Source organism: Chryseobacterium sp. ZHDP1, assembly GCF_018603435.1.
Taxonomy (GTDB): Bacteria; Bacteroidota; Bacteroidia; order Flavobacteriales; family Weeksellaceae; genus Chryseobacterium; species Chryseobacterium indicum.
Genome location: NZ_CP075682.1, coordinates 3,347,336 through 3,370,122, shown reverse-complemented (window position 1 = coordinate 3,370,122; position 22,787 = coordinate 3,347,336). Strand labels below are relative to the sequence as shown.

The window sequence follows — 22,787 nt, the reverse complement described above, 5'->3', positions numbered from 1 at the left end:
CTATTCGTATTTATTATATTTCATATCTGGAAAAACAAAGGATGTTATACTTCCTTTCTGTATTAAATCCGGGAACATTTCATCTGTTAGCCTAACATATGCTTCTGTGGATTTGATATTTTTATGTCCTAAAAAAACAGATATCATAGGTAAAGCACAATAAATATCTTCTCCACTTTTTACAAGTTTTTCCAAAGCATGTACCGCTGCAGTATGTCTAATATCATGTATTCTTGGCCTATTAAAGCATGGTTGTTTAGGAACATCACTATGTAATAATAATTGTTCAAACCATTTATAAATACGATTTGATAAACAGGGTTTTCCATTCTGAGTTACAAAAAAACTCTTGTCTGCGTCACATATTCCTCTAATAGGCATTGACTCTTTAAATTTTTGATATTGCAAAAGAACTTCATACAGCGAATCATTTATCGCAACTATTCTTTGTCTATCATTTTTAGAATCATTAATTTCAATAACTTTCTCTTTGAATTTTACATCTTCATTAGTGATACTTAATGCTTCACCAATTCTTATTCCTGTACTATAAAGTAGACGAAGGAAAGCTGGCAGAATGAACATTTGAGTTTTATGCTTATAATTATTAATTCTTAACTTATCAACGTTGGAAAAAAGCAAATTTATTTCCTCATGAGTATATATATATGGAATATAATCGTTTTGTCTACCCTCTTTTGGAGTATGTGGAATATAACATTCAATACCCATACGACACATATACTTGCAAAAACTTACCCATGTAGTATATTTTTTGTACAGATTAGTTGCTTTGTCGTTAAGACGTGTATCTTTCCATTGCAAAATCACCTCTCTTGTTATATGTAAGTTAGTTATATTATACTCAATAAAGAATCTGTCAAATTCAAGCATATAACATTTTAACATTAACCCTCTTAAAAGTCCTTTTTGTTCCTTTTCCCGTAAAAACCCTTCAATATACGAGGAAAAAGAACTTTTGTAAGTAAAATATTCATTTATCTTATCCATGACAAACCTTTTCCTTTTTGTGTATAAAAATTAATATCTACACTAGGCACATCCAATGTGCATCTCAACAAAACCGAGATATTAATATGCAAATATTGCATTGTGCTTTGTGAGCTTTGATGCCCCAGAGTCTCTGCAATAATTGGTAGTGGTGTTCCGTTATTCAACAGATTTGTTGCAAGACTATGTCTCAAGGAATGTGGTCCGTGCTTTTTTCTACTAAAATCTATATTCGCTTTTCTGAAATATTTATTAACTATAACATTTAGTCCTCCCTCTGTCATAGGAATATAGGGTGCATTACACCTTAAAAATATATATTTAGAATCTGACTTCGCTCTACCATTTTTTATGTAATCTACTATAGCTTCACCTACATCTATGGATAATGGCAGCTCTATTCTATCCTTTGTTTTGTATTGTTCAAATATTACCAAATTATTATCCCAATCAATGTTAGAAAACTTTAAAAATCTTATATCCGCTGATCTTAGTCCTAATCTGGTAGCTAATAGAATCATTGCATAGTCTCTCTTACCAGTTGCATACCTCCGGTCAACGGAAGATTCTATACATAAAATTTCCTCCAAAGAGTAATGCGATGTTAATTTTGTTGTTTTCTTAACTTTTATACCATCAAGAATATGTGCAGTATCATAACTAATAAGTTTCTGACTACACAAATCCTTTAATAAAGCTCTTAAAATAATTGCTGCATGATCTTTCCCTCCTGTCACAGAACTGATAAATGCTAAAATAAATTCTGATGAGATCTTAGAGAGAGAAAATAAACTTTCCTCCTCCATTCTGTGACAAAGCTTCTCCAAGGCAATGTAATAGTTTTCGCGCGTTTTTGAATTTAATCTTCTTTCAGTGGAGTATTTGTTTAAAAAGTCAAAAAGAGTAGGACCTATTTTTGTAGGTAAAACTATATAATAATCTTTTTTACTTTTTTTAACAATCCATTTTTCTTGAAGCATTCCATTTAGTAAATCAACATATCTACTATCAACTCTAAATTTGCATTCTTTTGTTATTTTGCTATTGCTTGGTTCTTCTCTGTATTCTAAATACTTCGCTCCTACATCTTTACTATATAAACTAATTGAAGAGTCTTGCATAAATTTTTGAAGTTTTAGAAATTGAGTAGAAAATTTCTTCTGAAGGGGACTTGAATTGACATACTTATTCATATACGTTTCAAGTTTTGAATGTAGTTCGTGAATATTTTTTTCCATAAATATTGATATAAAGTTTAACAAATTGTCATTTTGCTTTTGAAAAAAGTAATTTTGTCTATATATCAATATTATATACTAATCCAAATTTCATTTTTAAAAATCCACTTAGATATTTTTTTATTCAGTAATATTTTTTATATTTGCTATAATAAAATAAGATATAAGGGACAAAAGAATTCTCTTTTTTCCATATGATTTTTTATCGAACAATAAAAATCTGTTAGTGGTCGCATACTAGGCAGATTTTTTTTGCTTATACAAACTTAAAAAAAATTCGCATAAAATTTTATATTTTTTTGAAAAATACATAAAAAAATATAAAAATTAACAAAAAATCAACACCAAAAAAACTAAATTCATATTAATTATATTAGTTATTTAACTAATATAATTAATTTTGATAACAACAGCTAAAACCTGTAATAAAATACATTAAAGAAATTCAATATTTTATTTAGCCAACCTGAAAGTAGGATTAATCCTTTCTTTCATCGGAGTTAAAAATTTCACAATCCAATATCCCGATGTTCCTGTAGACTAGCTTTCATAATAAGTAATGATCCGTTAGAAAGGGGCAGGCTTTATTTGCTCTGGTGATGATCTTTTTCTGAAATCAAAGTTTCACGTTTATCTCATGCTAACCGAAGTAATTACAGGTCTTTTCTCGTATCTCGCTTTCAAAAGATCCCCTTGAGAACATAAGCTTCCTCCTGACTAAAAAAATTTTCTTTATATTCTAAAAAGATCTTCAGGAGATGCATAAAAATTTCTCTGCATTAAAAGACTTAACTGCTTCAGTTTAATTAATTTTAAATTATCATCTCTATTCTCATTTATATTTTATGTCTGGGTAATGCAATCTCATGCGTCTGCGGATAAGGCTTTCGAGAGGTCATGCTTACATCTTCCTTAATCTGGCGATGGATATCATATTGTTTTTCTTTATCATAAGAATACCGGGGATCGGGGATCATCGGCATCTTTGCCATTTTATGAATAGTAATGGTAGGAAAGTGAAAATCAACTTCAACCGTCCCGAGTAATAAATAACAACCACCTCCCTGAAAATCATATTCCTTTAAACTATTGGGAAAATGTGCGGTATCAAAATAATCACCGTTGATATCGATCCAAGTACCAAAATACATCGTCCCTTTTTTAGTGGGAACGTGTTTTCTGGAAATAAGATATGCTAACATTTTTACCTGTCTTTTATGAAATTTCAACAAGTCTTTTACAAATACTGATCCTCTGTATTTTGTCTTTAATAAATCAAAAGGACTACATGAAACCGGAAATCCAATTAATTCAATTTCATCAAATGCATCCTCGAAATTTTCTCTTTTCAGTTGTGGAAGTTTAAATTCCTGAACAGGTTCTTCAATTAACATTAACCCTCTATTCTCAGGTTTAAAATTTATTAATAGTAATCTTGCTTCAACAAGCAATTCATTTTTTGGTTTACAAGTAAACCGGAATGCTCCAATAAAAATTAGAATCTGTATCGTTTCAATCCCAATATTAATTCGTCTGATAAAGTCTTCTAATGATAAGTAATCTCCATTGATTTCACGTTCATTCACAATATCATGTGATACTTTTGTTTCCAATCCTTCTAATAGCATTAATCCCAAATAAATATCTGTTCCTTTTAATGTAGTTTGAATCTCACTTGAATTAACACATGGAACCTGAATATTTCCTCCTGACATTTTTGCTTCATGAATATAAACTTCTGTTCGATAAAACCCGCCTTGATTATTGATCACCGAAACCATAAATTCCAAAGGATAATATACTTTTAAATAAAGACTTTGATAGCTTTCTACGGCATACGATGCTGAATGTGCCTTACAGAAAGAATAGCCTGCAAAAGATTCGATCTGTCTAAAAGCTTCGGCAGTTAATTGTTCCGAATGTCCTTTTCTCTTACAGGAATTAAAGAAATTATCTTTCACCTGTTGAAGTTTTTTCAGTGATCTTCCTTTTCCACTCATCGCCCGTCTCAAGATATCACCGTCAGCTAACGATAATCCCCCAAAATACTGTGCAATCTTAATTACATCCTCTTGGTAAACCATAATCCCGTAAGTCTCCTTTAAATTTTCCTCGAATACGGGATGGAAATATTCAAATTTATCCGGATTGTTGTGTCGGAAAATGTATTCTCTCATCATTCCGCTTTGGGCAACCCCCGGTCTGATAATCGATGAAGCAGCAACAAGCGTACGGTAATTATCACATTTTAATCGTCTTAACAATCCGCGCATTGCCGGAGATTCAATATAGAAACAGCCGATCGTTCTTCCTATTGCTAAATACTCATTGCACTTTACTTCATCTTTTGACAATGCTGTATCACGAATATCCACCTTAATTCCTCTTGTCTTTTTAATGAGATTAACAGTATCATTAATGGTTCCTAAACCTCTTTGGGAAAGAATGTCGAATTTTTCAAGTCCAATATCTTCTGCCACATTCATATCAAACTGAACGATAGGGAATCCTTTTGGTGGCATTTCAAGTGCTGTATAATTGGTAATTGGTTCTTCGGAGATTAAGATCCCACAGGAATGCATACTCCTTTGATTAGGGTACTTTTCTAGTAATCTACCATATTTCTGAACCATTTGTACCACAGAATTTCGGTCATGAATTTCCATCGGTTTTGTAGCCAGGTCATCCAATTCTTCCTTGGGCAAACCAAATACTTTTCCTACCTCTCTAAAAATTGATTTGTATTTAAACTCAACATTAGTTCCACAAAACGCAACATGATCTCTTCCATATCGATCAAAAATATACTCCAATATTGTATCCCTGTTCTGCCAAGACCAATCGATATCAAAATCCGGTGGTGTTTTTCGGTTAAGGTTGAGAAACCTCTCAAAATAAAGATCCAGTTCCAAAGGACAGATGTCAGTAATTCCTAAACAGTAACTTACAATAGAATTCGCACCACTCCCTCTACCCACATGCATAAATCCCATACTATTACTGTAACAGATAATATCCCACGTAATTAAAAAGTATGAACAGAAATTAAGTTCATCTATTACTTTTAATTCCTTTTCAATTCTTTTCTTTGCGATTTCATGATTTAATCCATATCTTTTTTCCAGACCCGAATATGCTAATCGGCTGAGAAGTTTCAAATCTTCTTCTTTAGATTTGGTATAAAACTTTTTATTTTTAACTTGTTTAAAATTAAACTCAAAACTGCATGCATCAAGAATTTTTTTCGTACTGCTGATAATCTCAGGATATCTTTCAAAGATTTTAAGAAGTTCTTTGACAGAAATAAAATATTCAGATTGCCTACAAATTTCTTTCTTCGTTAATTTTGAAAGTAATGTATTATTATCGATTGCTCGTAAAATTTTATGTAATTCATATTCTTCATCAGTCCCGAAAGTAACAGAATGGAGAACCACCATTTTAGAAATATGTTTTTTATATTCAGGTCTGATTAAAAAATTCAATTCATCGATCCGTACACCTATAAATTCATCTTCTTTCAATATAGGTGGAATATTACTCATAGGATATATCACAAAAACATTTTTAAATTGAGGTGCAACCTCTGAAAGTTCTTTATTTTCACAATTATACTCTGTGATCATTTTATTCACTTCAGCGATGCCTGAAAACTCTTTTGAGATGGTTAGATAAAGAAGTTTACCATCTTTTCTTACTTCCATTCCTACAATAGGTTTAATTCCTACTGCTTCACATTCTTTCTTAAAATCATAAATCCCTGTGACCGTATTAATATCGGTTAATACCAATTGTTTGATCTCTAATTCATCTGCCTGTTTTACCAATTCTTCGATTGATAAAGTACCGTAACGCAGACTATGGTAGGAATGACAATTCAAAAACATAACTGAAAGATTTTTAGCGTTTATTTTCCAAATCAAAACCCGAAGCACGACCAACTGCATTAATTCCGAATCGGTTTTTTAGATAATCCATTGTTTGATATAAACTCATTTGTTCTTCGGTATCTTCAAATAGATCAATTTGATGATTACCATGCACAAGTCCTGTAAACCTTATTCCTATTAATCTAAGTCTCATTCTTCTAGTGTAAACCTTATTGAAAAGTTCCAGGGCAACTCTTGACAAAGTATGATCAGCGGATGTATATGGTACTTTGCACTGTTTAGTTTCAGTATCGAAATTGGCATACCGTATTTTAACTGTCACTGTTGAAGTCAGCCATTTTTCCTGTCTTAATTGATAGGTTAATTTTTCGACCATCCCGGATATAAGTCTTTTTAATTCGATAATATCCATTGTATCATTAGTAAATGTGGTCTCTGTTGAAATTGATTTTCTTTCAGAATAAGGTACAACGGGATTTTCATCGATACCGTTCGCCTTCTTCCAAAGTTCTTTCCCATTTACACCAATCATTTGTTGAAGAACCAATACCGGCATTTCTGATAATGTATGAATAGTACGAATTCCAATTCGTGACAATAACTGAAATGTTTTATCTCCAACCATTGGAATCTTTTTAATGGATAATGGATTTAGAAAAGGTTTTATTTCCGTTTCTTGAATTTCCAATCTTCCAACCGGTTTTGCTTCGCCTGTACCTATTTTTGAAACTGTTTTATTGGTTGATAAAGCAAAACTTATTGGAAGTCCGGTTTCTTTAGTGACAGCCGATGCTATTTCTTTTGTCCACTGATAACATCCGAAAAACTTATCCATTCCTGACAGATCCAGATAAAATTTATCAATACTCGCTTTCTCCATCACCGGAACTTTCTGTTGGATAATTTCTGTTACGGTATGGGATAAGTTAGAATACATTTCATAATCACCACGAATTACCTTTGCATCTGGACATAGTCGAAGTGCCATCCTTATCGGCATGGCTGAACGCACACCAAATTTCCTTGCTTCATAGGAACATGATGCAACAACTCCACGGTCTCCACCTCCTATAATTAGAGGAATACCGTTAAGTTGAGAGTTGTTAAGCCTCTCGCATGATACAAAAAAAGTATCCATGTCCATATGTACAATCGCACGATTCACTTTACAAAATTAGATACTATTTGTATCATTTTTTATATATTTGCAGATACAATTTGTATCAATGTCGATTTTTTCAGATAACATAAGGTTTTTAAGGACTCAGAAAAATTTATCACAGCAGGAACTTGCGGATCAAATTTTAATGAGCCGGGTGCGTTATTCTAAATATGAGGACGGACGTTCGGAAGCTCCTTATGAGCTGCTCATCAGAATTTCGAAATATTTTAATTTAAGTATTGATCTGCTTCTTACTGTGGATATTAGGAAATATCCGCTAGAAGATGTATTGAAACTACCGGACAACAGGATTGTCCTGCCAGTGGTCGTAGATCAATTGGGAAACAACAGCATTGAAATTGTCCCTCAGAAGGCATCTATGGGATATTTGTCAGGTTATAGTGATCCAGAATATATTGAAAGTTTACAAAGGATTTCATTACCCTTCCTTACAAATGGAAAATACAGAGCTTTTCCAGCTCAGGGAGATTCGATGCCACCATTTAAAGATGGCTCTTATATTATCGGAAAATATGTTGAAAATATTGATGACCTGAAACCAAACAAAAGTTATGTTTTTGTGACTTTGAATGATGGTATTTCTTATAAAAGATTTAAAGCTAAAAAGGAAAAATCAATAACTGTTGCTGCCGATAATTCATTCTACCAGCCTTATGATATATCTTTAAGCGAAATTGTAGAGATATGGCAATATGCTTCAGGAATCTTCCCTAACGATTTTGAACCTGATAACTTTGAAAACTATAACTTGAAGGATATGTTTTTAGTTTTAAGGAAGGATATTGAGCTGTTAAATCACAAACTATCAAAAAACTAATTATATTTTAACAGTAGATTATGAGATTTTATAATTTATAAGAGTTTGATCACTTAATTTTTATTTTTATTTCTCAAAATCTCATATTATAAAACAAAGTTTCATAAATTTATCGAGTATGAGTTTAATGTAACAAAATATGAAAATAGGATATGCAAGGGTTTCTACCAAGGATCAAAATCTAGATTTGCAAATTGAAGCTTTAGAAAAAGCTGGCTGCGAAAAAATTTATCAGGAGAAAATTTCCGGGACAACAAAAAATCGTCCGGAACTTGATAAAATGATTGATCAGTTCAGAGAAGGTGATGAACTTTATGTTTGGCGATTGGACAGATTAGGTAGAAGCTTAAAAAATATTATTGATCTCGTTCTAAGTTTAAGTGATAAAGGAATAATAATAAAAGGTCTTGTGGATGGGGTAGATACTTCTACTATTAATGGTCGTCTATTTTTAAACTTGATGGCATCTTTATCTGAATATGAGCGTGAGCTGATCCGGGAGAGAACAAATGCTGGATTACAATCTGCTAGGGCACGAGGTAGATTAGGGGGAAGACCAAAGGGCTATACTAAAGAAACAATTTCTAAATTAATAATTATGCGATCTGTGTATAAAGATCCAACCAAGGCTCCTGAGGAGATTTACAAGCCACTTGGTTTGACTAGAGCAACATTTTATCGTTATGCTAAAATTCTTGATAATCATACGAATGAAGAAATAAAGAAAATGGTAATTAAAAAATAATATTTGATTCGATGAAAAATAAAAATTTACTCTATATGACATCTCTTCTATTCTTAATAGTGTTTCTTTTGAGTTTTATTTTAATACAGATAGAAGTGAGAAATACATATATTGATATTATTTACTCAGCGGTTATCTTATCAACTATGGTCACTAGTGTAGCTTTATTTTTTAATCTAATACTAAATCTAAAAAACAAATATTCGGAAAGTAGAAGAGAGTACTTTTGACGGTATAATAACTTTAATTACAGGAGAAAAAATTGAAAGCGAATTTTTTCATAGGCTCTCAGATGATGTCTTTATTGACCGAAGAAATAAAACTGAATTTATTAGAGATAAAATTGTGAGTATAAAATATATTGAAGACCGAAGAAAGCAATAATATTAATAAATCTCAAAAACGATTCAAAAATTAACAAAAGAATAAGAACTATTTTGGAGCAATAACTACAAATTATGAATTTTACAAAATTAGTAGCCAGTGTATTTTATACAGACATTTCAGACGGCCTTAAATTATTTGTTGACTGTCTGCAATTTTCCATCGAACATAAAGATTTAAATATATCGCAACCTTATTGTGTATTAGGAAAAGACGGAATAAGAATTATGGTGTTTCAAGACGAGCAATTAGCCAAAGAGCATTATCCAGAGATTAGACTTGAAACGAATAATATTGAGGAGGTTTTTGCACAAATATCCGTATCTCATCCTAATTTGCTCCACCCAAACCTTAACAAAGTTACAGTCAGACCTTGGGGGGCAAAGGAATTTGCAATAAAAGACAATCAAATAGGTATAAGATTTCAACAATGGTAATGTTGAAATAAAAAATAAACAGCAAACCACAAACTACCATTGGTTTACTTATTCCGATACTAAGTAATCATTCGGCTATAATAAGATTAAATTGTTTTTCTTTTTATTGCTGAATGTTTGATGTGTTCTATATAGATGAGATACTTATTTTTGTCTCCAGACTTTTTGCAATTACCATAAACATTTAACTTATTAATGGAGAACAAAAATTCTAAAATTGATTTTGCTGATTACCTAAAAGCGTTGCAAACCGTAGGAGCAGAAGAGTTCATTATACCGACGAATTTAACCAAAAAAAGAGCATTATATTTACTCACCATAATGGAAAAAGTCGGAAAAGAATTAGAATGGTTTATGGATGTTAATGAAAATGATTCTGAATCATACGACACCTATCAAAGTGGAATTCAATGGGTAAAGAATCAAATTTTTAAGCGCTACTCTAGAGCTGAATTAAGTTTACAATAAAATCTAAAAAAACGATTATTATGGTTACTTTCAATAAGTATAATTATTTTTGTAGGAGCAGCCGGAGCCTCTGTAAGTGCTACAATCGGTCACCTGTTCTACTCGCATTATAATTAAGAGTTAGGTATAGATCTTCAGGTTTTATAAAGTTACAACCGCCTTTATGGCGGTTGTTCTTTTGGTATGGGGGAGCTTTCAAACGACAATTTTTTTTTCATTTTTTTTTTTAATAAAATATAATACGACGAGTTTTGACGCCACGTGAGGCTATCTTTGTTTCAGTAAGTAAGGGGGATAATCCTAGGCACTTTACGCTCTTATTTACTACAAATCGTAAAAATTAATATTAAAAAACAAGTAAAAAAAAAGATTATGGAAAATTATGGTCAGATTCACAACGAGATGATTGGAGGTATTATGAAAAACGTTAGGCTTTCTGCAGAGATGACTGCCGATCAGAAGAAAGAGATCGTTCTTCAGGGCTTTGTGGATACTTATGGAAAGGACAATGCGGATCTTTTTGCTCAGGGCTTGAATTTTAATAGTCCTTTTGAAATTGTCGATTCGATTAAAGGCAGGATATCCGGAGAGTTTGATACTGTTCTAAGAGAGGATATCGATTACCTTTTGAAAAATGACAATGTTGATTATAAGGAATTCCTAAACAAGAGGTTCGAAGAAGTAAAGCTTGATGAGAAAGAAATGCAGTTGTACAAAGATACTTCTTCTATCCTGCTAAGCTCAGTGGAGCTTTGGTCTTCTGAGGAAGGTTCGGGATATCTTGATCTTCTTGACAGCACAACAGAGAGTGTGACGAGAAGACCTCCGACAAGAGAACAGGTTGTTGGATACATCGGAGTCCAGGACTGGGTAGGCGGAGTCTTCGGAGGAATTTTAGGAGGTCCTCTGGGAGTAGCTGTAGGAGCAGCCGGAGCTTCTGTAAGCGCTACAATCGGTCACCTGTTCTACTCGCATTATAATTAAGAGTTAGGTATAGATCTTCAGGTTTTATAAAGTTACAACCGCCTTTATGGCGGTTGTTCTTTTGGTATGGGGGAGCTTTCAAACGACAATTTTTTTTTCATTTTTTTTTTTAATAAAATATAATACGACGAGTTTTGACGCCACGTGAGGCTATCTTTGTTTCAGTAAGTAAGGGGGATAATCCTAGGCACTTTACGCTCTTATTTACTACAAATCGTAAAAATTAATATTAAAAAACAAGTAAAAAAAAAGATTATGGAAAATTATGGTCAGATTCACAACGAGATGATTGGAGGTATTATGAAAAACGTTAGGCTTTCTGCAGAGATGACTGCCGATCAGAAGAAAGAGATCGTTCTTCAGGGCTTTGTGGATACTTATGGAAAGGACAATGCGGATCTTTTTGCTCAGGGCTTGAATTTTAATAGTCCTTTTGAAATTGTCGATTCGATTAAAGGCAGGATATCCGGAGAGTTTGATACTGTTCTAAGAGAGGATATCGATTACCTTTTGAAAAATGACAATGTTGATTATAAGGAATTCCTAAACAAGAGGTTCGAAGAAGTAAAGCTTGATGAGAAAGAAATGCAGTTGTACAAAGATACTTCTTCTATCCTGCTAAGCTCAGTGGAGCTTTGGTCTTCTGAGGAAGGTTCGGGATATCTTGATCTTCTTGACAGCACAACAGAGAGTGTGACGAGAAGACCTCCGACAAGAGAACAGGTTGTTGGATACATCGGAGTCCAGGACTGGGTAGGCGGAGTCTTCGGAGGAATTTTAGGAGGTCCTCTGGGAGTAGCTGTAGGAGCAGCCGGAGCTTCTGTAAGCGCTACAATCGGTCACCTGTTCTACTCGCATTATAATTAAGAGTTAGGTATAGATCTTCAGGTTTTATAAAGTTACAACCGCCTTTATGGCGGTTGTTCTTTTGGTATGGGGGAGCTTTCAAACGACAATTTTTTTTTCATTTTTTTTTTTAATAAAATATAATACGACGAGTTTTGACGCCACGTGAGGCTATCTTTGTTTCAGTAAGTAAGGGGGATAATCCTAGGCACTTTACGCTCTTATTTACTACAAATCGTAAAAATTAATATTAAAAAACAAGTAAAAAAAAAGATTATGGAAAATTATGGTCAGATTCACAACGAGATGATTGGAGGTATTATGAAAAACGTTAGGCTTTCTGCAGAGATGACTGCCGATCAGAAGAAAGAGATCGTTCTTCAGGGCTTTGTGGATACTTATGGAAAGGACAATGCGGATCTTTTTGCTCAGGGCTTGAATTTTAATAGTCCTTTTGAAATTGTCGATTCGATTAAAGGCAGGATATCCGGAGAGTTTGATACTGTTCTAAGAGAGGATATCGATTACCTTTTGAAAAATGACAATGTTGATTATAAGGAATTCCTAAACAAGAGGTTCGAAGAAGTAAAGCTTGATGAGAAAGAAATGCAGTTGTACAAAGATACTTCTTCTATCCTGCTAAGCTCAGTGGAGCTTTGGTCTTCTGAGGAAGGTTCGGGATATCTTGATCTTCTTGACAGCACAACAGAGAGTGTGACGAGAAGACCTCCGACAAGAGAACAGGTTGTTGGATACATCGGAGTCCAGGACTGGGTAGGCGGAGTCTTCGGAGGAATTTTAGGAGGTCCTCTGGGAGTAGCTGTAGGAGCAGCCGGAGCTTCTGTAAGCGCTACAATCGGTCACCTGTTCTACTCGCATTATAATTAAGAGTTAGGTATAGATCTTCAGGTTTTATAAAGTTACAACCGCCTTTATGGCGGTTGTTTTTTTGGTATGGGGGAGCTTTCAAACGACAATTTTTTTTTCATTTTAATATTGTGATCCGAATTAAAGAGGAGTTTCAATAGAAAGTAATTTTTCATCAGTGTCAAAAAAAAATTATTAAGACCTACTTTTAAGAGATATAATTACTTTTTTCCTCAAAGAACATCAATAGGTGCTTAAGCTGTGAACGCTAAGATTGGCAACCTGTTCTACTTATCTATTATTTTTTAAATAGATAAGATTTTGTTTGGGGTTTATATGAAAACTTTCTATATTGCATTAGTACTAATTTAAATTTAATATTATTATGAAAAATTTTGAATATTATACCAGTCCTAAATCAAATATTAAAGAGATAATTCCAATTGCATTAGAAAAGCTTAATTGGAATTATGACAGAAATGAATCTCATTATACCGTAAAATTTCCAATTAATCTTTATACTTGGGGATCCATCATGGATATTAAAATTATTAATGATTCTCAATTTAATGTAGAAGTACATCCAAAACTTCCCACTCAAATTTTCGATTGGGGTGATGGAAAAAGAAAAATTGATAAATTAATGTCGACTATTAAGGAAATACAATAAAATCAAAGATAAGCCATAGATATGAATTTAAAGAGAATTGGAACCATTTTATTAGGAGCTTTGGTTCTGACAATTATTATATTTATTATTGATATTTATTTTTATAATGATAATGAGTATAATAAAGGTAATATAAAAGAAATATTACTTTTATCATTTTTAAAAGGACTTGCAATTTCTGTAATAGTTAACGTTGTAAATTATTATAGAGCAAGGAAAGATAATTAAAATAATTGTAAAAGTTAAAAAAGCTGTCTGAAAAATATGAGGTCAATGGAAAACTAACCAAAAATCAAAAGGCTTAAACGGATTTTACGTTTAAGCCTTTCTGTTTGTTATATTCTGAATTTAAAACTTTTGAAATTCATTAAAATTCTCACAGCCTTTTTCGACTATTTTGAGCATTAATTTCAGCCTCATTGTTTGGATGTGACTTTTTTCAGTAACTTCGAAAATATAGGCAGCTTTTTTTATTAATTTACTTCTTTACTGTAGTCAATAATTCAATAAATTATTGTTGATTACTTTAAAGATATTGATAATCTACAGAATGTTAACAAAAGAGTTTTTTTAATAGCTCTTTATCTTTAATCGTTATTAATTTTAACTTCAAATGCTCTAATAGAATTTTCTGACAAATTAGAAAGAATATTTGTGAATTAAAAACATTCTTTCGTTAATTTTAAATCTCAAAAAACGATTCATATTATTTCACTTCAAAAAAAATTGCTGAAGATTTTCCCAGTAAAAACAAGAAGTGTAATTTTATTTTTGCAATTTACGGTAACCGCTATTGATAACAGATTATAATAATTATCTTTGATTAGGTCATATAAAACCGAAAAAATAATCTCGTGTGTTTTATCGCATATCCAATCAAATTTGAGTGGATATGCGATATTCTATATACATTAAGTTATGTGACAAATTTTCCACACCTCATATAAAAGAGAATGAAATATAAAATAGAAGATATAAATTTTGCGAAAATTTCTCCAAAAGCATTTGAAAATTTGTGCTATGTACTCCCCTTAAAACGAAAAAGCGAAATTGATTAATACGCAAAAAAAGCTAAAAAAGCCCATTAATAAAAGGATTTTGGATATATTTAACCCTCGGATTGAGAAAAAACGAAACGCCGAAAAATTACTATTTGCTACCATTTTATTACTATTAAAAAGAGATTTCCGCCATCATACAGCCCCTTTTCGGGGCTTTTTATTTTCTCAAAGGTACAAATTTACTATTCTACATAAAAACCTTGTAATAAGGCGTTTTCGTATGTTGGAATAAAATTATCTGATCATATTGATGAGAAAAATAATACTAGATTTTCTGTATTTGTAGATTTGCCCTTAAAATGATGCTTTTTGAGTTGGGGTTACAGTTGGGGTTACAGTTGGGGTTACAAAACCCGTTTTTTTTAACCGGATTCAGATGTATATAAGGGTTAAAAAAGATCAAAAAAAGCATCATTTTGAATTATTCAAGGGGGTATAGGGACATCGGGTTTTAAGTTTCTTATACTGATTATCAGCAATTTAAAACATTGTATTGAATCGAACACTTGCTTTTACCAATGCAATGGCAGTAATGTCTTTTATTTTAAAGTCTTTTGGTTGATGATGTGGATTTTGGCTCACCAGTTTCACCCATTCATTTCCGAGTTCTGATTTCTGTACATATTTGACTGTAACATATTCCTCCTGCCCCTTAGTAAGGATACTTAACAAGTACATTTCACCGAAAAATATATCATCCACCGTAATTTGCTTATATAGAATAATATCACCGGATTTTAAAAGCGGGTACATACTGTCACCGGTTACATTAATAGCCCCGTCACATTTTGGAAGATTGGGAATTTTAATGGTTTGCAGTGCTTTGTGAGGAGCTCCGCTGTCGAACAATGCCTGAAGCCCTGCCACAGCAGAAAAATCATAAAAGGGTACTTCCTGATTTTCAATAATTCCATCTTTTGTCTTTCTATTGATACTCAAAGGCGTTATAATAGGTTCTTCTTTGATCATATCACCTTTTCCATCAACAAACCATTTGAAATCAAATAAATCAGAATATTCTGAATTTGCAAGCTTATGAAAGAAGTCAAAACTCGGTTTTGCTTTACCGCTTAGGATATCATAAATAGTCTGCGGTCTATTGTAATCTAATTTCTTAGCAAATTCAGGAGCGTTAAGTCCGATAAAATCAAGCATTTTCTGCAGCCTTGAAGAAACTTCTGTATTTTCTTTCATTTTAATTTTGTTATTAAGAAAGTTCTGTATATCTTTGTCAGGACATTTGAACAAATTTATAACAAAAATTTGATTTATCATGGAAAATAAGCAAAAAGAAAAAATTTATTATGGCGACTATCAGCTGCTTGGAGAATTATTATGTGTCTCTTCAGACGCAGCCCGTAAGAGATTCAAGCGGAACGAAAAAGCCGCAGTAAAAGCAATGGGTATGATACAAGAAAACCGGAAGAAATTTGTATTAGACTACAGAAAAAACTTACAAATAGATTAGAATAGATTTATTAACACGTTAAAAAAAGAGATTATGCCACACAATTGGGGAAATATATTAGTTGTTACAAAGGACGAATTAATACCAAAATATTACAATACCCTTAGCGCGCTTAAAGTTGAAATTCACCGATACAAAGATTTACCTTACGGAATTAAAAAAGTTCAGAAGGGGGGCAATGGCAGACAGATGTATATTGACTTTGACAGCCTTTCGAAAGATGTACAGGAAAGCATGGGCGATCCGCGCAAAATGAGACACCCTTTACTTTCATTTTTTGAATTTGATGCCACAGCAGTACGTTACTATACCGATTTCAGATTTGAGGACGGCACACCGTTAAAAGAAAGTTTCAAAGAGGAATATATCACCAACGCCAGTGTGCTTATTGCAGCCGAAAGATTGAGACAGGCACGTTTAACCGAGTGGAAAAAATTAAGAAAAACATCCGGGCGCGGGTTAATGCCCTCTATCATTACCGATGTTACGACATTTAATGAGTTTCTGCCAAAGGTATACAACACTACCCACACCATCCCTTCATCCCATAGAGGCTTTGACCGGGTGTGGAAACCTTTCTTTCATTCTTTTGACGAAGGGCTCAATTTTGAAAGCCTGATTTCCGGCAAACTGAAAAACCAGAACCGAAAATTAATGACGGACGAAATGATGGCTTTACTTAATGATATGTTTGCAGGACAGGATTATAAACCTTCCCGGACTCAGGTCGCCGATCAGTATCAGGCTTTTTTAAATGGCGAACTGGATATTATCAGTAAAGAAACCGGAGAGCAGTACGACCGTACCAACCCGAATTTCAGGGAAATGTCCGATAATTCAATTATTGCATGGCTTGGAAAATGGGAAAACAAGATCGGAACCTTTGCCAAGCGTTCCGGTGACCGTCAGAAATTGATGCAGGAGTTCACTCCTCCACATAAGCTGACGAAAATTAAAGAAGCGGGAACGCTGATTTCCATAGATGACAGGCAGCCTCCATTCATGTATAATGAAAACAGGAAACGTCCCTGGTTCTATATGGGTATTGATGTGGGAAGCGAAGCATGGACGTGTTGGGTTTGGGGGAAGGATAAAAAAGGGATCATTATAGAGTTTTACCGCCAAATGGTCAGAAACTACTCAGAATGGAGCTTTAACCTTCCGCTTGGGTTGGAATGCGAAAGTTCACTAAACAGCGGATTTAAGGACACTTTCTTACGTAACGGGGCAATGTTTGACAGGGTGAACATCTATAAGAACCGTGCAAGGTCAAAAGTTGTGGAGCGAAAATTTGAGGAATTAAGATACCGCCACGAAAAAAGCCGATTAGGCTGGATGGCAAGACCACACGCCCTGAAAGAAGAAAATCAGAAAAGCGGAGAAGAAGAAATCATCATCCCTTTTGATACGATTGTAGACCAATCGCTCAGCGATATTGAAACATGGAACAATATGCCTCATTCCGTTTATACCGATAAAACAAGGTGGGAAGTATTTTGTGAAATGCAGAACAAAAATACACAGCCTACCAATTGGACGGCAATCCTTCCCCACATTGGTAAAACAGAAAAATCAAGCTGTAACGCCGGAATTATCAAATTCAGAAATACAACGTTTGTTTTAGGGCTGGATGGTGAAATTGCGCTGGGTGATGATTTAATAAGGCTCCTGAAGTATGTAAATGGCAAAGAGTTTACGATTTACTGGCTTGACGGGAACGATGGGAATGTTTTAAAAGCGATGATCTATTACGATGATTTGATGCTTTGTGATTTGGTTCCACAGCCGGAATATTCAAGATCAATCCATGAAAGAGATGAGCAGGGCGAGTTGAATCGCAGATTAATGAGTGCATACGAGAACACTGTTAACAAATTCATGGCTCAGCGTAAACGTGAAATTGATCAGGTCTTAATCATCGACCACCGTAAAAAAACACTGAACAATAAATTTCAGATTGCAGGTCGAAAAAAATATACGCCTAACAACAGTACCCCGGAGGAGGTGTTCTCAGACGCTGAGGAAAGCAGCTACAACCACAACTCGAATACATCAACCGTGAGAAGTTGGGCAGCCAATTTTTAATAAATCAAAAATAAAATAGATATGATAACATTAGAACAAAAACAGAACATCCGTACTGCAGTACTTAACGGCAGGGAAAAATTCAAAGGCACAGATACCGCTTACGCAAAATCATTGGGTATCGACAGCATGGCTTACGGTCAGATAAAAGATGGAATGATTGAGAATATTTTGTCATTGGGACAATGGCTGAATATAGGCAGTAAATTCCAAACGGCAAAGAATGACTACGAAATGAAATTGGTGAAAACAGAGGTTTACCTTGCGATGGAAGACAACTTCAATTTTTGCCAGGCTACTAAAACATCAATGATTTTGGTTGATGACTGCGGCATCGGAAAAACACGTTGTGCAATGGATATTGTCTCCAAAATGAAAAATGCGTTTTATATTGATTGTTCCCAGTCGCAGACTAAAATACGCTTTGTAAAACAACTGGCTGCAGCATTAGGCTGCGATACCACCGGAAAATATTATGACATTCTGGAAACGGTAAAATATGCCTTGAATATTATTGAAAATCCGTTTGTCTGCGTGGATGAGTTCGGAGATTTAGAATACAATGCCTATTTGGAATTAAAAGGGATCATGAACGCCACCAAGCATAATTGCACTTGGTACGCAATGGGAGCTGACGGGTTACGTGCAAAAATTACCAAAGGAATCAACAATCATAAAGTGGGCTTTGCAGAAATATTCAGCCGCCTTTCCGATGACTTCGTAACACTGGTTCCGAAAAATCCTGAGGAACGAAAAGAATTTTATTTAAAGTTGTTCGGGGATGTAGCCTATGTCAACCTGAAAAATAAAAATGAGGTTAACGAAGTGGTTAAAAAATGTATGGTCAAAGTCGCCAATCCATTTGAAGGAAAGCAAAAAGGGGAACAGGGCGGGCGTATCAAATCACTCAGATATTTAGAAACACTCTTAAAGGTCAGGGAATAATGAAGGCACTATCAGTAAAACAAGCGTTTTCCATTGTGTTTAAACTGTTTGAATTTACTGGACTTTGGCTTCAAGCTTTTGGAAAACCGGAAACCACCGGTTTTTGGTACTTGGGTGGAGGAGAAAAGAACGGAAAATCAACTTTCGCCATGATGCTGGCTAAATACCTTACCACATTTGGAAAAGTGCTTTATGTATCCGCAGAAGAAGGATTATCGAAGGACATTATCGCCGCCATGAAATTTGCGGGACTATCAGACAAAGACAAAAAATTTCACATTATAGATTACGAGCCGTGGGCAGAGCTTCAGGCTCGTTTTAGCTCCCGGAAATGCGCTAAAATTATTTTTATAGATAATTCAACCATTTACAGGGACGAGATCACAAGGAAGATGGTATCAGAATTGAAAAAGAACCATTCCAATAAATTAATAATAATGGTTTGCCACGAAGTGAAAGGACTGCCGGACAATGCTCTGGCAACAACATGGAGAAAGCTCGCTAAAATCATTATTCAGGCAGAGGGGTTGAAAGCCATTATTTCCGGCAGATGTCCGGGAGGGACATTAATGATCAATGAAGAAAAAGCAAACCTGTACTGGGGGACAAAATAAAATAAGAAAGACAATGAACAAAGACATATTATTAAAAATTCTACAACTGGACAGCCTTGTCAGGTTTTTAGACTGGAGCGAAAGGGTAAGGATCCATTTGTACAGAGGAGAGAAATTTAACTCTACAACGCCCAAAATTCTGGCAGCGTATGAGTGGATCATCAACGAAAACTGGGAGCCACCGGTGATGCATTACGGGGAAGACCGCTTTCAGTATTTCCATGATCCGGAGTTAGACCTGTGGGTTGAAGCTGAAAATTATTTAAACTATTTTCCGGAATACAAGCCGGATTTAACCAAACTTATATTTTAGGACATGGAAGCCACAGAATTATTGGACGAGATTTTGAAAAATTACACTTTGGCAACAACCGTCTCGCAGCAAATACAGGCTCATCAAAAGAATATAGCCCTTTTAAACGGCGAATCAAAGAAAGCCTACGATAAGGGGTATAAAGATGGAAAACGCGACGGAAAAAAGGAGAAAATCGACAACTTAATACAAAAGAACTAACTATCAAAAATAACAAATTATGAATATTAATGAACTTTTAGAAAGACCAATTAACGAATTGTCTGCAGAAGAAATGGAAGCGGTGCTGAACCATAAAAGAAAAATGGAGACGGAACAACAGGAAAACGAAAAACGCGCCTATGAAGCCGAAAGAGACAGTGATATGGGAGAATTGATTGCCTTAGCCCTTGAAGTTGAAAGCAAATCGTGTTTATTGAAAAAGCTTACTCATGCCAAGATGGAAAAACACCAGGAGAAATTAAATGAATACGGAAAAATCCGTAGCAATTCTAAAGGCGGCTTTACCTTAATGCACAGCGACAAAACCATAAGAATTAAACGCCGCCGCGATACACAACCCACTTGGGATGAAAGAAGCACCAAGGCTCTGGAACTGATCCACGCTTTCCTCTATGATACCGTTAAAAAGAGGGACAAGGATTTATTTGAAATGCTGATCGGATTTTTAGTAAAAAACAAAAAAGGTGATCTGGACTATGCAAGTGTAATGAATTTACTAAGCCATGAAACGCGTTTTGATGATCCAAGGTGGAAAGAAGGTTTAAGGCTTTTAAAACAGAGTTACAGCAATTTTCTGAAAGGTTACCAATATGATTTCGAGAAACAGAATGAAGAGGGTAAATTTGAAAGGATAGAACTCAACTTTTCGGCTCTGTAATAATTACAATTTCAACGTTTAAAATTATCGGGAAAATCCCGAATTTATCAAAATTAGAATACCATAAATACAATAATAATGGTTGATTTAAAATAAACTCCCTTATTGGCAAAGCTAATAAGGGAGTATTTTATTTATGTGGAGTATTCCTACTTCAATTTTACTATAACATCATTGGTAAACATTGTCGGGTTCCAGTTGTTTCTACTGCAAACAAATTTATATAGATCGTACGCTTGCTGCATATTTGCAATTCCACCCAATTCATAGGTTTCATTTTTAGCCTGATTGAAATAAACCGCTGTTCTCATAATTTCCTTTCTTGTTTAATAAAAATAAATCCCTCATATTGAGGTGTTTATTAAAGCAAATATAACTTGAAGCTTTTATATAAAGCAAGTAGATTCTGCTATAAATTGCTCCTTACTGCATAATAAAGAAGTGATTTTTTATCTATCTTAGCCGTAACTTAAAATTACAATGATGAAATTATATCTTTTACTATTTCTTTCTGTAGTTTCTTTTTCCTGTATGGAACAAAAGAAAACAGAGGAAACCCTGCAAGCTAAAAACAAAACAATTGACAGCTTAAAAGCCGAATTAAAAGACTGTACTGCACAAGCCAAAATAATGGCGGAAGTTCTGGAAAAAGAAAGAATTGAGCTGCAAAATAACAAAGCCACCAAATAGGTGGCTTTGAAGTTTACATACTTAAGTTTTGTTAATAATGAATGCTGGACAAAGCATAATCTCCATTCTCATAAACAATCGTCCATAATTCTTCAAAATCTACTACTTTCCTAATAAATATTCATATCTTTTTTTGAACTTAGCGTATCCGAGGATACGCTAAGTTTTTATGAATAATTTTTCAATTCTTCACTCAAATCCCTTGTAAATTCCTGTAAATTGACAACAAAACCTGTATTCTCATACACTGGGAAAACATTAATTAGACAATTATTATCTACAATAAAATCAATTACTTCATTTTCTAAATCATCGAGATTTAATTCTTTTATTGTAAATTCTTCCCAGCCATTAATTTTGCACAGCTCTGCGTACTCTTTTGCACTCCACAATGGTAATAATTTCTCATTTTCCAATTCTGAAACAACAAAATCTCCATTATCATTAACTAAAGTGAAAAAAAATTCCCAATCTGCTACCTTTTTTATAAAGTATTTATATCTTTCTAATGGTTCTAATTTTAAGATATTTTCTTTTTCTTTAAGATGCATTGTTTAATGTAATTTAAAGACTAGTGCATTTTAAAAATGCACTAATCAAAATTTATCTTAATAGGGAAGAGTCGAAACATCTTCATTAATCGGTTTTCCATCCGCATCAAATAAAGTATATAAACGTATCAATTCAGATGATAACATCTCTTGAAAAGACTTCCACTGAGTTTTAGAAGTTGCATCATCTGGTGAACCGCAGTGAACAATATTTGTATCTTTATCTATATATAATAGTGAACCATCCCATTGATATCCACCAATAAAAAAATAACTTTCTTTTGCGTTTGTAGGTCTTTCGTATATATTTGGAGTAATAATAGAAAACGGTTGCCTTGAATTTGCTTTTGGATCTCTAGTCAATTGCCTTCTCAACCCGTCTAAACTTAGTGTTGATGACAAAAAATTACCCCCGTTACTATAATTCGTAAGAAAATCTTTGTAATCTTTCGGAATACTTGTACCTAATTCTTTTTCAAGTACAACAATTTCTTCTTCTTGAATCTTTGGATATATAATATTTAACCAAGCCTTTGGTCCATTAAATGGCGCCATCCCTATCATCATAGCTCCATCACTCGAGCTTTCCAATCCTAAATTTGAAAATTTATATATAAGCTCATTAATTTTATTGTACATA

At 33.7% G+C, this 22,787-nt stretch carries 25 protein-coding genes; 17 read left to right on the top strand and 8 right to left on the bottom strand.

Features of this window, described 5'->3' with window-relative positions:
- The 4 genes from KKI44_RS15370 to dinB form a co-directional block, all read right to left on the bottom strand.
- Complete coding sequence (locus KKI44_RS15370) at positions 1 to 1,011, bottom strand: tyrosine-type recombinase/integrase (RefSeq protein WP_214588171.1); 1,011 nt, start codon at positions 1,009 to 1,011, stop codon at positions 1 to 3.
- Complete coding sequence (locus KKI44_RS15365) at positions 999 to 2,249, bottom strand: site-specific integrase (RefSeq protein ID WP_214588170.1); 1,251 nt, start codon at positions 2,247 to 2,249, stop codon at positions 999 to 1,001. The genes KKI44_RS15370 and KKI44_RS15365 overlap by 13 nt, the downstream gene beginning before the upstream one ends.
- Positions 2,250 to 3,085: 836 nt before the next feature.
- The gene (locus KKI44_RS15360; RefSeq protein WP_214588169.1) at positions 3,086 to 6,136 is read right to left on the bottom strand and encodes a DNA polymerase III subunit alpha; all 3,051 of its coding nucleotides are present in this window, start codon (positions 6,134 to 6,136) and stop codon (positions 3,086 to 3,088) included.
- A 13-nt stretch (positions 6,137 to 6,149) separates the two neighbouring features.
- Entirely contained in the window at positions 6,150 to 7,304 is a 1,155-nt protein-coding gene (gene dinB, locus KKI44_RS15355; RefSeq protein WP_214588168.1) for a DNA polymerase IV, read from the bottom strand.
- Positions 7,305 to 7,365: 61 nt separating this feature from the next.
- Between dinB and KKI44_RS15350 the strand changes: the two genes are divergently transcribed.
- The 9 genes from KKI44_RS15350 (at position 7,366) to KKI44_RS15310 (ending at position 13,768) form a co-directional block, all read left to right on the top strand.
- Positions 7,366 to 8,139, top strand: coding sequence for an XRE family transcriptional regulator (locus KKI44_RS15350; protein WP_214588167.1), 774 nt, complete (start codon positions 7,366 to 7,368; stop codon positions 8,137 to 8,139).
- Positions 8,140 to 8,278: 139 nt separating this feature from the next.
- Complete coding sequence (locus tag KKI44_RS15345; RefSeq protein WP_214588166.1) at positions 8,279 to 8,884, top strand: recombinase family protein; 606 nt, start codon at positions 8,279 to 8,281, stop codon at positions 8,882 to 8,884.
- 458 nt (positions 8,885 to 9,342) lie between these two features.
- A complete protein-coding gene (locus KKI44_RS15340) occupies positions 9,343 to 9,705 on the top strand; it encodes a hypothetical protein (RefSeq protein ID WP_214588165.1) in 363 nt (120 codons plus the stop codon).
- 195 nt (positions 9,706 to 9,900) lie between these two features.
- Positions 9,901 to 10,173 carry a hypothetical protein gene (locus tag KKI44_RS15335; protein WP_214588164.1) on the top strand — a complete coding sequence of 91 codons (273 nt, stop codon included), beginning with the start codon at positions 9,901 to 9,903 and terminating at the stop codon, positions 10,171 to 10,173.
- Positions 10,174 to 10,545: 372 nt separating this feature from the next.
- Positions 10,546 to 11,157, top strand: coding sequence for a hypothetical protein (locus tag KKI44_RS15330; protein WP_214588163.1), 612 nt, complete (start codon positions 10,546 to 10,548; stop codon positions 11,155 to 11,157).
- A 255-nt stretch (positions 11,158 to 11,412) separates the two neighbouring features.
- Entirely contained in the window at positions 11,413 to 12,024 is a 612-nt protein-coding gene (locus KKI44_RS15325; protein ID WP_214588163.1) for a hypothetical protein, read from the top strand.
- A gap of 255 nt (positions 12,025 to 12,279) precedes the next feature.
- Positions 12,280 to 12,891, top strand: coding sequence for a hypothetical protein (locus KKI44_RS15320; RefSeq protein WP_214588163.1), 612 nt, complete (start codon positions 12,280 to 12,282; stop codon positions 12,889 to 12,891).
- Positions 12,892 to 13,255: 364 nt separating this feature from the next.
- Positions 13,256 to 13,540 carry a hypothetical protein gene (locus KKI44_RS15315; protein WP_214588162.1) on the top strand — a complete coding sequence of 95 codons (285 nt, stop codon included), beginning with the start codon at positions 13,256 to 13,258 and terminating at the stop codon, positions 13,538 to 13,540.
- Positions 13,541 to 13,561: 21 nt separating this feature from the next.
- Positions 13,562 to 13,768: a hypothetical protein gene (locus KKI44_RS15310; RefSeq protein ID WP_214588161.1), complete on the top strand. Its 207-nt coding sequence runs from the start codon at positions 13,562 to 13,564 to the stop codon at positions 13,766 to 13,768.
- Between the two features lie 1,313 nt (positions 13,769 to 15,081).
- Here KKI44_RS15310 and KKI44_RS15305 read toward each other — a convergent pair.
- Positions 15,082 to 15,795, bottom strand: coding sequence for an XRE family transcriptional regulator (locus KKI44_RS15305; protein WP_250902075.1), 714 nt, complete (start codon positions 15,793 to 15,795; stop codon positions 15,082 to 15,084).
- Between the two features lie 79 nt (positions 15,796 to 15,874).
- Here KKI44_RS15305 and KKI44_RS15300 point away from each other — a divergent pair, with 79 nt between their 5' ends.
- The 7 genes from KKI44_RS15300 to KKI44_RS15270 are packed head-to-tail and all read left to right on the top strand — an operon-like array spanning position 15,875 to position 20,906.
- The gene (locus KKI44_RS15300; protein ID WP_108410298.1) at positions 15,875 to 16,069 is read left to right on the top strand and encodes a hypothetical protein; all 195 of its coding nucleotides are present in this window, start codon (positions 15,875 to 15,877) and stop codon (positions 16,067 to 16,069) included.
- A gap of 33 nt (positions 16,070 to 16,102) precedes the next feature.
- Positions 16,103 to 18,154, top strand: coding sequence for a hypothetical protein (locus KKI44_RS15295; protein ID WP_214588160.1), 2,052 nt, complete (start codon positions 16,103 to 16,105; stop codon positions 18,152 to 18,154).
- 21 nt (positions 18,155 to 18,175) lie between these two features.
- Positions 18,176 to 19,099: a hypothetical protein gene (locus tag KKI44_RS15290; RefSeq protein ID WP_214588159.1), complete on the top strand. Its 924-nt coding sequence runs from the start codon at positions 18,176 to 18,178 to the stop codon at positions 19,097 to 19,099.
- Positions 19,099 to 19,713: an ATP-binding protein gene (locus KKI44_RS15285; protein ID WP_108410301.1), complete on the top strand. Its 615-nt coding sequence runs from the start codon at positions 19,099 to 19,101 to the stop codon at positions 19,711 to 19,713. The genes KKI44_RS15290 and KKI44_RS15285 overlap by 1 nt, the downstream gene beginning before the upstream one ends.
- Positions 19,714 to 19,726: 13 nt before the next feature.
- On the top strand, positions 19,727 to 20,026 hold the full coding sequence (locus tag KKI44_RS15280) for a hypothetical protein (protein ID WP_108410302.1): 300 nt from the start codon (positions 19,727 to 19,729) through the stop codon (positions 20,024 to 20,026).
- A gap of 3 nt (positions 20,027 to 20,029) precedes the next feature.
- Entirely contained in the window at positions 20,030 to 20,227 is a 198-nt protein-coding gene (locus KKI44_RS15275) for a hypothetical protein (protein WP_214588158.1), read from the top strand.
- 19 nt (positions 20,228 to 20,246) lie between these two features.
- A complete protein-coding gene (locus KKI44_RS15270; RefSeq protein ID WP_076396786.1) occupies positions 20,247 to 20,906 on the top strand; it encodes a DUF3164 family protein in 660 nt (219 codons plus the stop codon).
- A 149-nt stretch (positions 20,907 to 21,055) separates the two neighbouring features.
- Here the strand turns inward: KKI44_RS15270 and KKI44_RS15265 are convergent, their stop codons facing one another.
- Complete coding sequence (locus KKI44_RS15265; RefSeq protein ID WP_214588157.1) at positions 21,056 to 21,217, bottom strand: hypothetical protein; 162 nt, start codon at positions 21,215 to 21,217, stop codon at positions 21,056 to 21,058.
- Positions 21,218 to 21,386: 169 nt separating this feature from the next.
- On the opposite strand from KKI44_RS15265, the gene KKI44_RS15260 reads away from it, so the two are divergent.
- The gene (locus tag KKI44_RS15260) at positions 21,387 to 21,596 is read left to right on the top strand and encodes a hypothetical protein (protein ID WP_076396776.1); all 210 of its coding nucleotides are present in this window, start codon (positions 21,387 to 21,389) and stop codon (positions 21,594 to 21,596) included.
- A gap of 167 nt (positions 21,597 to 21,763) precedes the next feature.
- Here KKI44_RS15260 and KKI44_RS15255 read toward each other — a convergent pair whose 3' ends face one another.
- A complete protein-coding gene (locus KKI44_RS15255) occupies positions 21,764 to 22,147 on the bottom strand; it encodes a DUF2750 domain-containing protein (RefSeq protein ID WP_214588156.1) in 384 nt (127 codons plus the stop codon).
- Between the two features lie 57 nt (positions 22,148 to 22,204).
- Entirely contained in the window at positions 22,205 to 22,786 is a 582-nt protein-coding gene (locus tag KKI44_RS15250) for an SMI1/KNR4 family protein (protein WP_214588155.1), read from the bottom strand.
- Between the last annotated feature and the right edge of the window lies 1 nt (position 22,787).